Origin of the sequence: Crocosphaera watsonii WH 8501, from assembly GCF_000167195.1 — a bacterium.
In the GTDB taxonomy this organism is placed as follows: domain Bacteria; phylum Cyanobacteriota; class Cyanobacteriia; order Cyanobacteriales; family Microcystaceae; genus Crocosphaera; species Crocosphaera watsonii.
Map to the genome: position 1 here is coordinate 1 of NZ_AADV02000085.1, position 16222 is coordinate 16222.

General features: G+C 34.4%; 14 protein-coding genes and 3 pseudogenes. 12 read left to right on the forward strand and 5 right to left on the reverse strand.

Annotated elements, in window-relative coordinates:
- Window positions 1-942, reverse strand: a pseudogene (locus tag CWATDRAFT_RS21865) (DUF6444 domain-containing protein); the annotation flags it as partial.
- Between the two features lie 357 nt (window positions 943-1299).
- On the opposite strand from CWATDRAFT_RS21865, the gene CWATDRAFT_RS21870 reads away from it, so the two are divergent.
- Window positions 1300-1764, forward strand: coding sequence for a DUF29 domain-containing protein (locus tag CWATDRAFT_RS21870; RefSeq protein ID WP_007307065.1), 465 nt, complete (start codon window positions 1300-1302; stop codon window positions 1762-1764).
- A 217-nt stretch (window positions 1765-1981) separates the two neighbouring features.
- On the opposite strand, the gene CWATDRAFT_RS21875 is transcribed toward CWATDRAFT_RS21870, so the two are convergent.
- Window positions 1982-2191, reverse strand: a complete 210-nt coding sequence (locus CWATDRAFT_RS21875) for a hypothetical protein (RefSeq protein WP_007312129.1) — start codon at window positions 2189-2191, stop codon at window positions 1982-1984.
- Window positions 2191-2562 carry a hypothetical protein gene (locus CWATDRAFT_RS21880; RefSeq protein WP_007312130.1) on the reverse strand — a complete coding sequence of 124 codons (372 nt, stop codon included), beginning with the start codon at window positions 2560-2562 and terminating at the stop codon, window positions 2191-2193. Before CWATDRAFT_RS21880 ends, CWATDRAFT_RS21875 begins: the two co-directional genes overlap by 1 nt.
- A gap of 222 nt (window positions 2563-2784) precedes the next feature.
- Between CWATDRAFT_RS21880 and ald the strand changes: the two genes are divergently transcribed.
- The 9 genes and pseudogenes from ald (at window position 2785) to CWATDRAFT_RS21920 (ending at window position 11682) form a co-directional block, all read left to right on the forward strand.
- Entirely contained in the window at window positions 2785-3870 is a 1086-nt protein-coding gene (gene ald, locus CWATDRAFT_RS21885; RefSeq protein ID WP_007307066.1) for an alanine dehydrogenase, read from the forward strand.
- Window positions 3871-4212: 342 nt separating this feature from the next.
- A pseudogene (locus CWATDRAFT_RS41470) lies at window positions 4213-5361 on the forward strand (AMP-binding protein); the annotation flags it as partial.
- 24 nt (window positions 5362-5385) lie between these two features.
- The gene (locus tag CWATDRAFT_RS42160) at window positions 5386-6054 is read left to right on the forward strand and encodes a non-ribosomal peptide synthetase (protein ID WP_422615050.1); all 669 of its coding nucleotides are present in this window, start codon (window positions 5386-5388) and stop codon (window positions 6052-6054) included.
- Window positions 6055-6139: 85 nt separating this feature from the next.
- The gene (locus CWATDRAFT_RS21895; RefSeq protein ID WP_007307068.1) at window positions 6140-7390 is read left to right on the forward strand and encodes a cytochrome P450; all 1251 of its coding nucleotides are present in this window, start codon (window positions 6140-6142) and stop codon (window positions 7388-7390) included.
- Window positions 7371-7970 (forward strand): phenylacetate--CoA ligase family protein, encoded by a 600-nt coding sequence (locus CWATDRAFT_RS21900; protein ID WP_007307069.1) that lies wholly within the window; start codon window positions 7371-7373, stop codon window positions 7968-7970. Before CWATDRAFT_RS21895 ends, CWATDRAFT_RS21900 begins: the two co-directional genes overlap by 20 nt.
- A gap of 27 nt (window positions 7971-7997) precedes the next feature.
- Entirely contained in the window at window positions 7998-8837 is an 840-nt protein-coding gene (locus CWATDRAFT_RS21905) for a hypothetical protein (protein ID WP_157134147.1), read from the forward strand.
- A gap of 15 nt (window positions 8838-8852) precedes the next feature.
- The gene (locus tag CWATDRAFT_RS21910) at window positions 8853-10394 is read left to right on the forward strand and encodes a type I polyketide synthase (protein WP_007307071.1); all 1542 of its coding nucleotides are present in this window, start codon (window positions 8853-8855) and stop codon (window positions 10392-10394) included.
- 86 nt (window positions 10395-10480) lie between these two features.
- Window positions 10481-11116 (forward strand): acyl carrier protein, encoded by a 636-nt coding sequence (locus tag CWATDRAFT_RS21915; RefSeq protein WP_007307072.1) that lies wholly within the window; start codon window positions 10481-10483, stop codon window positions 11114-11116.
- Window positions 11117-11124: 8 nt separating this feature from the next.
- Window positions 11125-11682 (forward strand): hypothetical protein, encoded by a 558-nt coding sequence (locus tag CWATDRAFT_RS21920; RefSeq protein WP_007307073.1) that lies wholly within the window; start codon window positions 11125-11127, stop codon window positions 11680-11682.
- A 248-nt stretch (window positions 11683-11930) separates the two neighbouring features.
- On the opposite strand, the gene hisIE is transcribed toward CWATDRAFT_RS21920, so the two are convergent.
- Window positions 11931-12587 carry a bifunctional phosphoribosyl-AMP cyclohydrolase/phosphoribosyl-ATP diphosphatase HisIE gene (gene hisIE, locus CWATDRAFT_RS21925; RefSeq protein ID WP_007307077.1) on the reverse strand — a complete coding sequence of 219 codons (657 nt, stop codon included), beginning with the start codon at window positions 12585-12587 and terminating at the stop codon, window positions 11931-11933.
- A gap of 519 nt (window positions 12588-13106) precedes the next feature.
- On the opposite strand from hisIE, the gene CWATDRAFT_RS21930 reads away from it, so the two are divergent.
- A complete protein-coding gene (locus CWATDRAFT_RS21930) occupies window positions 13107-13529 on the forward strand; it encodes a pentapeptide repeat-containing protein (protein WP_007307074.1) in 423 nt (140 codons plus the stop codon).
- 17 nt (window positions 13530-13546) lie between these two features.
- Here CWATDRAFT_RS21930 and CWATDRAFT_RS21935 read toward each other — a convergent pair whose 3' ends face one another.
- Window positions 13547-15073: an IS5-like element ISCwa2 family transposase gene (locus CWATDRAFT_RS21935; RefSeq protein ID WP_007307076.1), complete on the reverse strand. Its 1527-nt coding sequence runs from the start codon at window positions 15071-15073 to the stop codon at window positions 13547-13549.
- Between the two features lie 489 nt (window positions 15074-15562).
- On the opposite strand from CWATDRAFT_RS21935, the pseudogene CWATDRAFT_RS21940 reads away from it, so the two are divergent.
- Window positions 15563-16128, forward strand: a pseudogene (locus tag CWATDRAFT_RS21940) (ISAzo13-like element transposase-related protein).
- Window positions 16129-16222 lie beyond the last annotated feature (94 nt).

Consider the following 16222-nt stretch of genomic DNA (forward strand, 5'->3'; position numbering starts at 1 on the left):
TTAACGTCCCGGGAGAAGGGCGCCTAAAATTGGTCCCTAAAAATTTTCTGATTTTTGGAGGAGTTCTGGGGGGGAGCCAATTTAAAACCCAGGCCTTTTTTGAGGGGGCTCCCCAACCCCAAATCTTGGGCCCCTGGGAGCAAAACAGGGTTTGGCAAACCAATTGGATTTCCGGCGGGCGGGATGTCTTTTAACCCTTGTTGGGTCAAAGGTTTTAAACTTTCTTGAAACCCATTTGTGCATTTGGGCAAGGCTCCCTTGATAAATGGGAATGCCAAAGACATACTCTATAAAATGTTCCTGTTTACGCCATGTAAGATTACCCCCATAGCCAAGCCAGCCCACGATGCTACTTAATCGCGCCCCATAACGGAATCCTTCTTTAACTCCCAATGGAACAGGACTGTAATCTGACCATCCACAACTAGGACATTTATAGAATCCGCGACGATATTCCCTGATTTCTATGGGTTGGTCTACTACTTCAGCCACTTGCTGGACTTTTTCGGGAACTACTTCATCTCGTTCCACTGAACCCCCACAAACAGGACAGTTTTCTAGTTCTAAAGGGACTATCTTATCGGGCTGACCAAAACCATTACGGGTCTTCCCTGGGTGGTCATATTTTGGTCCGCGTTTAAATCCTTTTTTGCGTTTCTTTTTGTCAGAAGGCTTTTTTAGTGGGTCTGATGATGGGGGGACTGAACTGTTTTTTGAGTTACGGTTTTTTAGCTTATCTCTCTCTTCTTTCAATTTTTCAATTTCTTGCTGTTGTGTAGAGATTTGTTGTTGTTGCTGGTCAATCAGTCTTTGTTGAAGAGATAACTGTTGTTGTGCCTTGACTAGCCACTCAATCATGAAGACATTGTTCGCCAACTGTTCATCGGCGATAGCTCTAACTAGCTTTGAATCAATGGTAGCATTTGTGGTCATAACCCCCACTATACATAAAAATCCCCGATTTTACCTTTATGTTGTCAAGACAGATTCTTTATTGCGGTGAGCAATTACAAATTTATTTCAAAATGGGGTGAAGCTTCCCCTCAATTAAGTGAAGCAATTAAACAGATTAATACAGAGGTTAATTCTTAAGTTCATTGAAAAGCGATCGCTGATAAATCAAGAAAACTTATAAATAGGCGATCGCAGTTAAAAAGATTGGGTTGACAACAGGCAAAAAAATTTAGTTGGCAAACCATAGGAGAGCAAACTTTAGAAGTTTTGAAACAGTTTGTTATTAGCTATGAGTTTTTTTGAATTTATTTGATAAAATGAAGGAAGATAAATGGAGATTATAAAATGACTAATAGTCTTTACGAAACCGATTATGAGCAATGGTTAGAAAATCAGACGATTGCCTTAAGGGAAAAAAAGCCCGATTTATTAGATTGGGAAAATTTACTTGAACTATTAGAAATGGGTAATCCAAAAGATATTGTTGAAAGTAATTTAGTTATATTAATTGCTCATTTGCTTAAATTGTATGTCCAAACTGATGCCCCTGATTGGATGAAATTAAGCTGGTATCGATCAATTGATGAGCATAGAAATCGTATTTTGAAGGCTAAAAGTAAGTATAAATCTATCAGCAAATTTCTACCATCAGCAATTGAAAGTGCTTATCCTGATGCCCGAAAATTAGCCATTAAAGAGAGCAAATTTGCCGATGGACGCAAAGTAAAGTTAAGAGATGAATCAGAATATCCATATTCTTGTCCATTTTCCCTTTCTCAAATTCTGGATGATGATTGGTATCCCCAATGAAAAACTAACACTTTACCTAATATTTTTATAAGAAAACTAGATATAAGTTTATTCAATAAAATTGCTCATTGTCTTAAAAGAGTTTTTCAACTTTAAAGCGATCGCAGTTAAAAAGATTAGGTTTACAACAGGAAAAAAAATTAGTTAGCAAACTACAGGAGAGCAAAAGTTAGAGACTTTAAAACAGTTTCTCTCTTAGAATTAGATTGTGATGTTTCTAATCTAGCCAATTTTGATTAGCTCTTTCAAAAATATCATCAATTGTTTGGTCTTGATATAATTTTTCAGAAATATCTACATAGTCCGTGCTATTTTTTTGTAAAATACTAAGAAATCTTAATGCTCCTGCTACTCCTAAAGATTGATTTAATGCTTCAATTCCTTGTAGTAAAATTTCTTGATCATCTATCATTTTTTTGCTCTTCATTAAATTTCCTCCTGTCTAATATAATCAATAGGATTCATAATATACATTGCCAAATTTAATTTGTTAGATTTTTTAATTAAATTATCATCACAAGTTAGAAAGAAATTAGCCTTAATATAATCACCACAAGCTACATGAACAGCATCTTTAGATGATAATCCTTGCATTTGTTGAAATGACTGAGCTAATTGATAAATTTCTCTACTTGGAGCTATTCTAATTGTACATAATCTAGACAATTTCAAAACTTCTTGTTTTCTTTGGTCAAAAGGACAGAGTAAGGTTTCATCTTGGTGCATAAATGACCAAACTAAATTAATGTCTTCCGCTTCTGCCTGTAGAAATATGTTTTGACAAGCTAATGCTTCCATTTGTATTCTAATCTGTCGCAGGTCATCAAATCCTCGCTGAAAGCAATTATAGTCCAGATAAATGATATTTTTCATCAAATAGTAAAATATTTAACCCTTATATTTTAAATGAGACTCGATGAACGAGCATAGAAACTCAATTAATTAACGATAAAGCCTAGTAATTCTCAAAAAATTTTTGTAAGCTACACTATGTAAGGATAATTAGGTGTAAAGAGTGGTATGAAAATTGGTGTTCCTAAAGAGATTAAAGATCAAGAATTTCGGGTTGGCCTAAGTCCCAACAGCGTTAGGGTATTATGCGATCGAGGGCATCAAGTTGCAGTAGAAACCCAAGCAGGAATCGGATCGGGGTTTAGTGACCAAGAATACGAACAAGCAGGGGCAAAAATTGTCACCAGTGCAGCGCAAGCATGGGAACAAGATTTAGTGGTGAAAGTCAAAGAACCTCTCAAACAAGAATATGACTATCTCAACACCTGCAAAATACTCTTTACCTATCTACATTTGGCTGCTGATAAAGAATTAACTCAAGCTTTAATCTCATCGAAAATAACTGCGATCGCCTATGAAACCGTAGAACTCCCAGACGGAAGACTGCCTTTATTAACCCCCATGAGCATCATCGCAGGTCGCCTATCCGTGCAGTTTGGGGCGAGATATCTAGAAAAACAACAGGGGGGTCGTGGTGTACTTTTAGGGGGCATTCCTGGGGTTGCTGCGGGTCGTGTGGTCATCTTAGGGGGTGGTATAGTCGGGACAGAAGCGGCTAAGATGGCAGTGGGAATGGGGGCGCAGGTACAAATATTTGATATCAATGTGGACCGTTTAGCCTATTTAGAGAGCATTTTTGGTTCACGAGTACAACTGCTTTATAGTAACGCTGCTGCCCTTGAAAAAGCTGTCCCCGATGCAGATTTATTGATTGGTGCAGTATTAGTTACTGGAAAACGGGCCCCAACCTTGGTGTCTCGGGAATTAGTCTCTAAAATGCGCCCTGGTTCCGTTATCGTCGATGTGGCAGTGGATCAAGGGGGATGTATCGAAACCTTACGCACCACCTCCCACAGTTCCCCGACTTATGTAGAAGAAGGGGTGCTACATTTTGGGGTTCCTAATATGCCTGGGGCCGTTCCTTGGACAGCTACTCAAGCTTTGAATAATAGTACCTTACCTTATGTTTTGAAATTGGCCAACCAAGGTTTAGACGCTTTAGAAAAAGATGTTAGTTTAGGCAAGGGTGTTAATGTTCAAGATGGGTTATTAGTTCATCCTGCGGTACAAGAATTGTTTAAAGATTTAATATAGCACTTCTCATACTTGTGAGGTACAGAGTTTTCTAATGTTAGGAGTTAGGAGTTCGGAGTTCGGAGTTCGGAGGCGCGATATTAGGTGTACATATTGAGTCCGAGAAACGCTATAAATGTAAATGTTATTTTGTTCAACAACCTCCTGCCATCTTATCTGCCTTCTGCCTCTTCTAGCAGATAAGATAGCTTTGAGAATAGGATTTGGTATGATATTGACCTTTTCCCATAGATCCGTTATATTCACAGAGAGTGAAAATCTTGGTAAGGAGTATTATTTTAGTTAATGACCAATTTAATTTCAATTAAAAAAAAAAGAGTTCAATAAAACCCGAATAGTTCAGCCTATATATTTCTTCCTGATGGAGACAAAAAAGAAAAAAATATTACCTATCTAGAATTATGGAATCGCACATCTTTGATAGCTAATTATCTTAGATATGAAGTGAATAAAAAGTCTAGGGTGTTGTTACTATATCCTCAAGGATTAGAGTTTTTAACTGCCTTTTTAGGTTGTCTGAATGCTGATATGATAGCAGTTCCAGCTTATCCCCCTAAAGGTAATCAAAAAATGTCTCGTTTGCAAGCAATTATTAAAAATTGTCAGCCGGACGTGATCTTAACTACTAGCTCATTATTAGAGAAAGTTAAGTCAAAATTGGGACAAATTATTGATAGCAACCAGATTAAATGTATTTGCACCGATCAACTAGGAACTATCTCTGAGGAACTAGCAGATAATCTAACTATAGATAATGAAATTGCTTTTTTACAATATACATCAGGCTCAACAGGAAATCCTAAAGGGGTTATTGTTTCCCATGAAAATATCCTGCATAATTCTGCTTATATTCAAACAGCATTTCAACTCACAGAAGGAAGTGTTTCTGTAACATGGTTACCTAGTTTTCATGACATGGGTTTAATTGACGGCATTATTCAACCCCTTTATACAGGTTTTTTAGGGGTAATTATGTCTCCTCAAGCATTTTTACAAAAGCCAATTCGTTGGTTAGAAGCTATATCCTATTATCGTGCTACTCATAGTGGTGGACCGAATCTAGGTTATGATTTATGTGTAGAGAAAGTCACCAATGAGCAAACAAGAAATTTAGATTTAAGTTGTTGGTTAAGTGCTTATAATGGTTCAGAGCCAATACAATACAAGACTTTAGAACGTTTTATTAATAAGTTTCAATCTTGTGGTTTTAAAAGTCATTATTTCTATCCTTGTTATGGGATGGCAGAATCAACCCTAATGGTATCAGGGGGAGAGTTAGAAAAAGAGCCTATCTGTTTAAATTTAGATGCTGAGCAGTTGGCTAAAAATATTATTTGTGAAGGCAATGGCAATAGTACCAAGGTTAAGGAATTAGTGGGATGTGGCCATTCTTGGTTAGACACAGATATTCAGATTGTTAATCCAGAAACTGAGACCATTTGTGAAGATAATCAAATTGGTGAAGTCTGGGTATCAGGGAGTAGTATTGCTCAAGGTTATTGGCAACAATCGGAAGTGAATACGGCAGTTTTTAGTAATAAAATAGACTCTTTAAATGGTTGTTATTTACGTACAGGTGACTTAGGTTTTATCCGTAATCAGGAGTTATTTATTACTGGACGTATTAAGGATTTAATTATCATTTGGGGTAAAAATTATTATCCTCAAGATATTGAAAATACTGTACAAAATTGTCATCCTGCCTTACGCAAAGATGGTGCTGCTGCTTTTTCCCTTGAAGTAGATAATCAAGAAAGATTGGTAATTGTTCAGGAAGTTGAACGGACTTATCTGCGCAATTTAGATACTAATGAGGTGGTAAAAGCCATTAGAGAGGCAGTTTCTTTAGAATATGAATTACAAGTATATGCGATCGCTTTGATTAAACCTGCTAGTATTGCTAAAACTTCTAGCGGCAAAATTCAACGTTATGCTTGTCGAGATCAATACATAACTCAAACTCTTAGTTTAGTAGGAGAATGGCAACAAAAATTAACAACAAATGAGTTGATAAAAGATAGTAACTTAGAGATTGCTGAAGATAATATTATTGATTGGTTGCTCACAAAATTAACAGGTATTTTAGGATTAGAAGAAGATGAATTAGAGATTGAAACCTCTTTTTCTGAATATGGTTTAGACTCTTCAGTTGCGTTAACTTTAACAGGAGAATTAGGAGAATGATTGGAGATGGAATTAGAACCTACATTGTTTTGGGAATATACTAACATTGATGAATTAACGGAATATTTATGGGAGGAATGGGAAAATGACCAAGACTAAGAAAAATAAAACACAAAATAAGTTGGTATTTAATCCTTTTTACCGTGCATTTCATAACAATCCTTATCCCATTTATGAAAGATTAAGAAATGAAGATCCCATTCATTGGAGTTTCCTCAAAGCTTGGATTATTACTCGTTATCAGGATGTGGACACTATCTTAAAAGATAATCTTTTTCAAGTGGATGATTTACCTTTAAGATTAGAAGAAAAAAGTGCTTATCTAAAACAGGGTAACTTCCTTCCTTTAGCTAAAACTATAGATAAATGGTTATTTTTTCAACAACCCCCTAACCACACTCGACTAAGAAGTTTAGTTAACAAAAGTTTTTCCCCTGCTAGTGTGGGAAATATGAAAGAAGAAATAGAAGCAAAAGTTAATCACTTATTAGATAAAGTTATACCCACTGGGAAAATGGACTTAATTGATGATTTAGCTTCCCCACTTCCTGCTATGACAGTAACTAATATTTTGGGTTTACCTCCTGAAGACTACTATAAGCTAATCCATTGGTCTTATGAATTATTTTTTGTTTTTGATCAACCTATGTCCTTAGAGGGATATGAAAAACAAAATAAAATGGCCATGGAAGCTAGGGAATATTTATTGAGATTTATTGCTAATATCGATGAAAATTCTCAAGGTTTAATTGCTGATTTGGTAAAAGCAAAAGACGAAGAAAATAAACTTGATGAAGACGAAATTCTTGGTTTTTGTATTATGTTACTAATAGTCGGACAAGAAACAACTAAAAGCTTTATCAGTAACTCAATACTTGCTTTATTACAACATCCCGAAAAATTACAGGAGTTAAAAGATAATCCTGAAATTATCAAAGAAGCTTCCGAGGAATTATTACGCTATGATACTCCTGTACAAGTTATAGCTCGTTTAGCCAGGGAAGATGTAGAAATAGGGGGTAAAACTATTCTTAAAGGGGATAAAGTTATTCTCTGTTTAGGAGGTGCTAATCGAGATGAGAACAAGTTTCCAAACCCTGAAAAAATCGAGTTCCAACGTTCTAATCGTAACCTTCCTTTTGGGGGTGGTATTCACTTTTGTTTAGGTGCATTTTTAGCAAGATTACAAGGCCAAATTTCTATTAATAGAATAGTACAAAGATTACCTAATTTACAATTGGTAAATCAGACCCCTGATTGGCGTGAAAGTATTACCCTCCGAGGCTTAAAAAGCTTACCTTTAACTTTTGACAAAAATGACATTAAAACGGATTAATAAACAGACATTAGGCTCAGAAAGAAAAGCACTAAAATTAGCAAAAAAAGGTTATGAAAGTGTACCCGCTTATCAAAATTTTATTGATAGTTATGGGATAGACTCCATAGAATCTTTTTCTGATTTACCTATAACTAACAAAAAAAATTACATTTTAAAATTTAAAATTGAAGAGCTAATACCAAAAACAGTTAATAAAGCTTATAGAATAGCTAAATCATCAGGATCATCAGGAAAGTGTACTTATTATTTTAAATCAACAGAAAATATCAATAAAGATGCTTTAAAATTACGAATATTTCTGGAGAGTAACTTTCAAATTAATCAAAAGCCAACCTTAGTGATTATGGCACTTAATTATCCTGCGTGGGGGGGCAGTGAAAACTTGGATTTAGCATTAAAAACTGCTTCTACGAATATTGATTATACTTTTTATACGTTTTCCTGTGGGATGGATTTTGATTCTATTATTGACATCATTACCTTGCTTAACTGTGAAGTAGAGCAAATTATATTAATTATTGTTCCTTCTTTCATCTTTTTGTTACAAGAAAAGGCGAAAACTCTTGGTTATGACTGACCTTTACATAAGTTACGTTACATGGTGGTGGGGGAATTTTTCCCTGAACATTTTAGAATAAATTTACAACATAAATCCCAAATCCTTGCAGAAGAACCTTTTTTATACTCTTTCTATGGTAGTACAGAAACTACTACTTTAGGTGCAGAGTCTTTACCGTCTATTTGTATGAGGAAAGTTTTAGCACAAAATCCTTTATTTGCTGAAAGTCTTGGATTTTATGAGAGCATTCCTGCTCTATTTCATTTTAGTAGTCAAGATACTTTTATCGAAGTAAAAGAGGAGGGAATACTTGTGACAAAGTGGCAATCTACACCTTTATTTCGTTATTTTCTTGGTGATAAAGTTAACTTATATGCTTGGCGAGATTTAAAACAAGAATTCCTCAAAGTTGCTGTTGATTATGATATTTCTGAGAAGTTACTGAGCATAATTAAAAATTCTAGTGACTATTTACCAGATATTTTAGCTTTAGAGGGACGCAGTGATAAATGTCTTATTTTAGGAGGAGTGAATATTTATCAAGATTCACTTAATACTATTATTAGAAGTCAAGAATTAGAAGATATTTTAACAGGAATCTATTATGCTAAAATAATTTATCATGAAAATGGTCAACAAGCCTTAAAATTAGCTTTAGAAACAAAAAAAACTATTAATGTGCAAAGAGAAAAAGATTTATACACATTCTTGATTAGAAATCTCTGTAAAATTCAAACAGATTTGCGAGAGGATTGGAACATAATCTACAACGATTGGGAAAACGATGATCTCAATAATAAAATATTAAGTTTACAGTTTTATTTATACCCAAAACTATCTCAAGAACTATTTAACAAAAATAAACACCAAAGTATCTTAACCTAAAATAATAGATTAATTATGAATCAAGAACCCATAGCTATTATTGGCATCAATTTCCGTTTTCCTCAAGCTGATAACCCAGAAATGTTTTGGCATTTACTCACCAATAAAGTAGATGCTATCAAACAATGTAACCGCCATCTTGACAACTCTTCATTGAAAATGTACGGTGGTTTTATCGATGATATAGATAAATTTGATGCAGCTTTTTTCAATATTTCCCACGATGAAGCTTGTTTGATGTCACCCCAACAAAGATTATTATTAGAATCGACTTGGTTAGCCTTAGAAGATGCAGGAATAATTCCCCAAAATATTGCAGGTAGTGATACAAGTCTTTTTGTCTCTACAGGGGGTAATAATTACTTTTCTTTGATGAATAATCATCATAAAAGTCGTTTTTCAGCTACCACAGAAAATAACACGGCTATGGCAGCTAATCGTATTTCTAATTATTTTGATTTTCATGGTGCGAGTCTATTTATTGATACCGCTTGCTCATCCAGTTTAGTTGCTATTCATCAAGCTTGCCAAAGTCTCTGGTTAGGAGAATCTTCTCTAGCTTTAGCAGGAGGTGCTAATTTAATTCTTGCTGATGGGGATTTTACAGCATTTACTGATGGGGGTATGATTGCCTCTGATGGGCGTTGTAAGGTGTTTGATGCTAATGCTGACGGTTATGTGCAAGGTGAAGGGGTAGCCATGATAGTTTTAAAACCTTTATCTGATGCTCTTAAAAACGGCGATCGCATTTATGGACAAATTATCGCTACACAGATCAATCATAACGGTAAGAGTAACACTTTAACCAGCCCTAATTTAAAAGCTCAAGTTTCTCTATTAGAAAGAGTATATCGGCAAGATAAGATCAATCCTGATACTATTAACTATCTAGAGACTCATGCCGTAGGTACAACCATTGGCGATGCCTTAGAATTAAAAGCTATTGGTAAAGTTTTAACTAAAAATCGTCCTCTTGATAATCCCTTAAAAGTAGGCTCAGTTAAAACAAATATTGGACACACAGAAAATGTTTCTGGGATGGCAAGTTTAATTAAAACTTTGTTCTGTTTGCAATCTAAAACATTAGTTGCTAACTTACATTTTACATCTCCTAATCCCGCGATCAAATTTGATAAATTCAAGATTCAAGTACAAGATAAATTAAAAGATTTAGACAGCACGAATAATACCTTAAGGATGGCAGTAAACGCCTTTGGATTTGGTGGCACAAATGCCCATATAGTGATAGAAGAAGCTCCTAAATTGCCTGTAGAATCTTCAGAATTTACTGTTAATATTTTTACTTTATCCGCAAAAAGTGAATCAGCACTGTTAAATTTAGCCAAAAAATATCTTAATTTTATTGTTAACAATAGTGATTCATCATTGACAAATTTATGTTATAGTGCTAACTCAAAAAGAACACAATTTAATTATCGTTGGTGTACAGTTATTGAATCAATTTCAGAACTTCAAGAAAATCTGAGAAAAATAATTAAACAAATCGAAAACAAAGAATATGTTGTAAAAAAATTAGGAAAAAAAGAAAAACAATAGATGCTTTTCAAGTTATCTATGAGGAGGAGAATAAGAATAATTTAAGTAGTGATTTATTATCAAGAGAATTACTAAAATTGAGCGAAATGTGGCTAGAAGGTGCAGTTGTAGAATGGGAGCATTTTTATAACCAATCAACTAGCAAATATCTCTCTATTCCTACCTACCCTTTTGACAAGAAAAAATATTGGTTTAATGATGTTAGTTTAACAGAGACAAAAGAGAATAATGAATTTTTAGTTAGTAATCAAAAAGAAACTATTATTCTTGATGAAGATAAAACCTATAATTTGAGTGAGATTGAAAGTAAATTAAAACAACTATGGAAATATTTATTAAATAAGAGAAATATAGATAGGGAAGATAACTTTTTTCATTTAGGAGGAACATCTTTACAAGCTGTTAATTTGTCAGCAGAAATAAAAAGAACTTTTAAGAGTGAAATATCATCTACCGTGGTGTTTGAATACCCTACCTTAAAAGAGTTATCTCAAGTCATCTTAGAAAATAGAAACATATCCGATTCTTCTTTAACTGTCTTTCATTCTACTGTAGAAAAAGAGCCAATTATCACAGTCAATACATTTCAATTAGCTCATATTTTAGCTCAAGATAAAAAGATACAAAACTATCCTTTATATAACCTAAATATTTTTAAATTATCATCAAAAATAAAGCAAAATATTGTGGAAAAAGCACCTGAAAATGTAATCAAAAAATAGGTAGTTATATGGTAGAAGATATTGTAAAAGCCCAATTAAAACAACCGTATAATCTGATAACTTTTTGTGGGGACAGTCATTTAACCTTAGAAATAGCTTCTCAACTTAAAAAAATAAATCATCAAGTTAATTCAATAATCTTAATTGATGGAATATTGACCAATCATGAACCCTCATGGAGTGAGCGACATGAAACGTTTAAAAAATTGGGTTTTGATTATCTTTACTTAAAAGGAACAAATATTATCAATGACTGGTTAAGTAAATTATCAAAAAATAAATTAATTATAACTAACTATGAGGATAATATTTTTTATCAACACTATCTGTCGGGTAGAAATCAATATATTCCCCAGGTATATCCAGGGAATATACACTTATTATTATCAACAGAATGGCAATCAGCAGACTTATCTTTAATTAAGAAAATAACATTAAATAAATTTAATATCGACCAAGTATTAGGATTACATAACAATCTTCTTGAAACACCTTATGTTGATTATTTAATCGAAAAAATTTACTATATATACTCTAGAGATTACTCTTATAAAAATAACCAATAATAAAAATCTCCCCAAAAAGAGGAGACACTAAGATTCAATCTATCTTAATTAACAGAAATCACGATAACACCAGGGTAGCAAAGTCGGTTATTTTCATTTTTCTGTAGTATGTGTGTAGCTTAAAAACCCAGAGAGAGAAGAGCAAAGGAAAAAGGGAGATTTTAGAGCAGTTCTCTATTCAAACAAGAGAACTTCGTCGTTCTATTCTTCAAAATGAGAATTACTGTACTTATCCATTAACAAACAGTTTATTTTTTCCTTTCTTGTAACTTACGGAAAACATCTTTAATATCCACATGATGATAGGATAAAGCCACTAAGGTATGATAGAAAAGATCCGCTACTTCTGAAGCGATCGCCTCTTTTTCATCATCTTTACAGGCCATAACCACTTCTGCTGATTCTTCCCCTATTTTTTTGAGAATTTTATTATCTCCTCCGGCTAATAATTTCCGAGTATAGGAACCCTCAACAGGATGATCTCGACGTTGACAAATTACCTCATAAAGTCCCGACAACGTATCAGCAGGAGGTGCTGCTTTTTCATTTTCTTCTAGTTGATGAAAACAACTTCTCTCCCCTTTATGACAAGCAATATCTCCCACTTGTTCAATAGTAATTAACAGTGCATCGCTATCACAATCATATCTAATAGATTTGACTTTCTGAAAATGACCAGAAGTTGCCCCTTTGTGCCATAATTCTTGTCGAGAACGACTCCAGTACCAAACTTCTCCCGTTTCCAGGGTTTTCTGTAATGATTCTTTATTCATCCAGGCCAGCATTAATACTGTCCCGTCTAAATAATCTTGGGCGATCGCAGGAACCAACCCTTGCTCATTGTAGCGGATTTTATCTAAGGGAATAGCATTGCTCGAAGGATGATCAGACACAAGAGAAGACATCAATAAAGCCCCAAAACGATTCTTTCTTTCATCCTACTACCAAATTCTGCTAACCCCCTGTCTTCTTTTTTTTATTTTAAGTAATGTTGAAAAATATAAAGTTTAGTAATTTTGTCTAGGATCTCTGACCCACGACAAGACATAATTGAAATAGAAAGCCCGATGATCAAAGTGGATGTGGGGAGAGGGATAATTGAACAGTTAATACTATCTTAGAATAGCATATTATGCAGAAAAGATCAAGTTTTTAACATTGATTGCAGAGGGTTTTTGTCATTTTTTATTAATAACTGTTTTGAATGTCTATTAGTCAATAAATTTGAGTTCAGTATAGGATGATTTATGTTGCTGAGAAGGTCTGAAACCCTGATTATCCTGTTCAAAAAATCATAACCCTGTGCTAAAAGGAGAGAACTGTCCAAACTCAGGTTATTTATCGACCAATAAAGTTCAACAAAGTTATTGTCAAATTAAAAACACAATTCACTGAGAAAAATAGTAAAAGTAACGGGGTAGATTATGAAAACTATCACAGGAATTATTCTCTTAACATCTTTAGTCTTAGCACCTGTGGTTAGGGCAGAAAATGCGGCGGATTTGCAAAAATTGATGACAACAGGAGACTGTGTTGGCTGTGATTTACAGGATGCTGATTTACGAAATTTAGATTTAAGAGGTGCAAATCTTGAAGATGCCAATCTCATTAATAGTAAACTGCATAATACTAACTTAAGCAGAGCTAACTTAAAAGGAGCTAACTTAGTTAATGCAGATATGGATGGTGTTACGTTGAGGAAAGCCAATCTTCAACAAGTGCAAATGAGAGGGGTTTTGATGGCCAATGCTGACTTAGAAGGGGCAAACCTACGGGGGGTAGACTTTACCCTTCACGATGGAGAAAGGGCGATTCTAACGGGTTCTAATCTACGTAGGGTTTGCTGAAAAAGTTTCTCCAAAATTTATGCCACTTTTGACCAAGAATTTTCTGACAAATCAATAAGTTTTAGTACATAAAAATTGTTTAAAGTATAATCAAAATTAATGAAAGGCGGTTTGATGAGTTCTCCTGTTTTATTATTAGTAAATAAGGACAAAAAAAGCGACAAAAACTGCCTCAGAAGTTTAGAAAGATTGACAACTAAAAATGTAATAGCAATAGATGTAATGGAGGTTTCAGGGAGTTTTGTCATCACGAGATTTAGGCTAAATCTTCGTTTAGCTTGTCCAAACTTTCCCTCAATAGCATTACGGAAGCATTCATCGGAGTGGGCTTGTTTCTTTTCTTCTTCACTGACATTTTTCGGAGGTCTTCCTAACTTCGGACCACTGATTCTTATCCCTCTTTCCTTACACCAATTTCTGTTTTCCCTAGTTCGATAAATTTTATCTACATGGACGGATTCGGGATAATAGCCAAACGTTTCTTTATACTTTTCTACTTGTTCTTTTAAATGACAAGATTCATTGAAGTTTTCCCAACTTATTTTGTCTAGAAACACATAGTTATCTACACAGCTTACTGAGAGTTTAGCTCCAAACTCTATTGGTTTTCCTGCTTTTCCCCTCACTATTGGACGAATATGCGGTTGAGTTAAACTTACAATTCTTTGAGGAACACTCTGGGTCTTATTCTCCCACATTGACTGTTGTTGTTCATAAACTTTTTTGATAGTCTCTAGACAATTTTTCTGTCTTTTACTCAGATTTTCCAGGGAAGCCCCAGCTTGAATTAAGTCTTCTATATTTCCTAAATTTTTCTTAAGGTATTTTAACTGTTTCCCGATAGCTTTTCTTCTTTTTTGATAAGATACTTTTCGTTTTTTAGCTACTTTTAAGTATTCCTTTCTAGCAATTATTCTAGAAGTTCTCGGCTTTTTTCTCAATTTTACTCTTAATGGTTTATAAAGATTATCTATTATTCTTTCTGTCTCAATTCTGGCTTGATTTAATATGCCTAAATCCGTTGGGTATTTGATGTCTGCTGGCGCACAAGTCGCATCTAAAATTAGTTTACCTTTATTTTTTATTTTTTCTCCTTTTTCTTGGAGACAATCCTTTTTTTTTACTTCTTTATCACTCTTGTCTATTTCTCTTTTTACTATTTTTTTATTGATTTTGTTTATCAATTCTCCATCAATTCTTTTCCTAAAATGAACTAGCATTGAAGATTCCAGTGATGGCTCTTGTTGATAACAATTTAAACCTATAAAGTATTGTAGATAGGGATTTTCTCTAATCTGTTCTATAGTTTCTCTATCACTTGTTCCTAATTTTTCCTTAATAATTAATGTCCCTAGTGCCATTCTAAATAGTTTGGCTGGCGCACCTTTTTCTGCTGAAAAAAGTTTAGCATATTCTTCCTCAAAATCATCCCAAGGTATCAACTCTGCCATGATTACCCAACGATTATTGGGGGACAATTTGCCCTCGAAAGGTAATTCAAATTTTTCTGGGGGCGGTAAAGGTTGCTCCTCTTTTCGATACATTTGTTCTTGACCAACAACTGGGAGGTGTTTCTACCAATTATAGCGGTTTGTAGCCGACAAAGCTGATCTTTTTTGCGATCGCGAATATGGGTGTAACCTTTTAAAGAATAGGGTTTTGCTTTTATTCAGCAAACCCTACATAAGTTGATATTGTAGGGGTCAAAGGCCGTTGATCCCTAGGGGAATGTGTAGGGGTTGGGTGATTTCCGAGAAAGCTTTTCCCATAGGGGGTAATAGCTTGGACTAAAGGCTTTCAAGAAATAAAAGGAACAGAGAGTTAGCAGATCTTGGTACACAACTTTAAAATTTCATAATTGGCTTGTCTGAAAAAACAGAAGAAATAGATTAAAATGAAGAGGTAAAAAGATTAGAGAGAGTAAATTGAAGCTAAAACAGACAAATAATCCCTTAAACCCGTCGATGGTCGATGATTTACGTTTAGCAGCCTCAAAAATGACGGGAGCAGAGCGTCGTTCATTTCAAGCTGAAATGTGTCTCAAGTATTGTGGAGGAAGTGCCAGACAAACCGAAATCGTGTTTGGTTGGGGGAGAAAAAATGTTCAACTTGGATTACATGAAAAACGAACTGGGATAGTGTGTTTAGGATTACAATCAGTCAATAGTGGATGTAAAAAATGGGAGGAAAGATACCCAATAGTTGCCCAATCATTGAAAGAAATAGCCGAAGCTCACGCACAACAAAACCCCACATTTAATAACCCCATTGCCCATACAAGATTAACGGCGGCTGAAGCCATTAAACAATTAAGAAATCTAGGATATAATGGAGAGGAGGTTCCTGCTGCTTCGACAATGGCAGATATTTTAAATCGTTTGGGCTATCGATTAAGAAAAGTGGTAAAAGCTAAACCTAAAAAAAAATCTCGGAGACGGACGCTATCTTCGAGAATATAGAGAAAAAAGATAGAAAAAAAGACCCTTCTGTGAAACGTTTAAGTATGGATTGTAAAGCAACTGTGGAAATAGGAGAATATTCACGTGGCGGACAAACTAGAGGTTATAATCAAGCTCAAGATCATGATATGGGAANCTAAAGAAANAATAACGCTTCCCTTGTNNGGANTTGGTGACCAGGCTCAAGNTTCAGTCCGCCCCCTTCTCCCNNNNCCTTTTTTTCTTTTTTTTTTT

Bases quoted from the DNA above. Each gene is read 5' to 3' on its own strand.
- CWATDRAFT_RS21870 (WP_007307065.1), top strand. From the start codon at position 1,300: ATGACTAATAGTCTTTACGAAACCGATTATGAGCAATGGTTAGAAAAT.
- CWATDRAFT_RS21875 (WP_007312129.1), bottom strand. From the start codon at position 2,191: ATGAAGAGCAAAAAAATGATAGATGATCAAGAAATTTTACTACAAGGA.
- CWATDRAFT_RS21880 (WP_007312130.1), bottom strand. From the start codon at position 2,562: ATGGAAGCATTAGCTTGTCAAAACATATTTCTACAGGCAGAAGCGGAA.
- ald (WP_007307066.1), top strand. From the start codon at position 2,785: ATGAAAATTGGTGTTCCTAAAGAGATTAAAGATCAAGAATTTCGGGTT.
- CWATDRAFT_RS21895 (WP_007307068.1), top strand. From the start codon at position 6,140: ATGACCAAGACTAAGAAAAATAAAACACAAAATAAGTTGGTATTTAAT.
- CWATDRAFT_RS21900 (WP_007307069.1), top strand. From the start codon at position 7,371: ATGACATTAAAACGGATTAATAAACAGACATTAGGCTCAGAAAGAAAA.
- CWATDRAFT_RS21910 (WP_007307071.1), top strand. From the start codon at position 8,853: ATGAATCAAGAACCCATAGCTATTATTGGCATCAATTTCCGTTTTCCT.
- CWATDRAFT_RS21915 (WP_007307072.1), top strand. From the start codon at position 10,481: ATGTGGCTAGAAGGTGCAGTTGTAGAATGGGAGCATTTTTATAACCAA.
- CWATDRAFT_RS21920 (WP_007307073.1), top strand. From the start codon at position 11,125: ATGGTAGAAGATATTGTAAAAGCCCAATTAAAACAACCGTATAATCTG.
- hisIE (WP_007307077.1), bottom strand. From the start codon at position 12,587: ATGTCTTCTCTTGTGTCTGATCATCCTTCGAGCAATGCTATTCCCTTA.
- CWATDRAFT_RS21930 (WP_007307074.1), top strand. From the start codon at position 13,107: ATGAAAACTATCACAGGAATTATTCTCTTAACATCTTTAGTCTTAGCA.
- CWATDRAFT_RS21935 (WP_007307076.1), bottom strand. From the start codon at position 15,073: ATGTATCGAAAAGAGGAGCAACCTTTACCGCCCCCAGAAAAATTTGAA.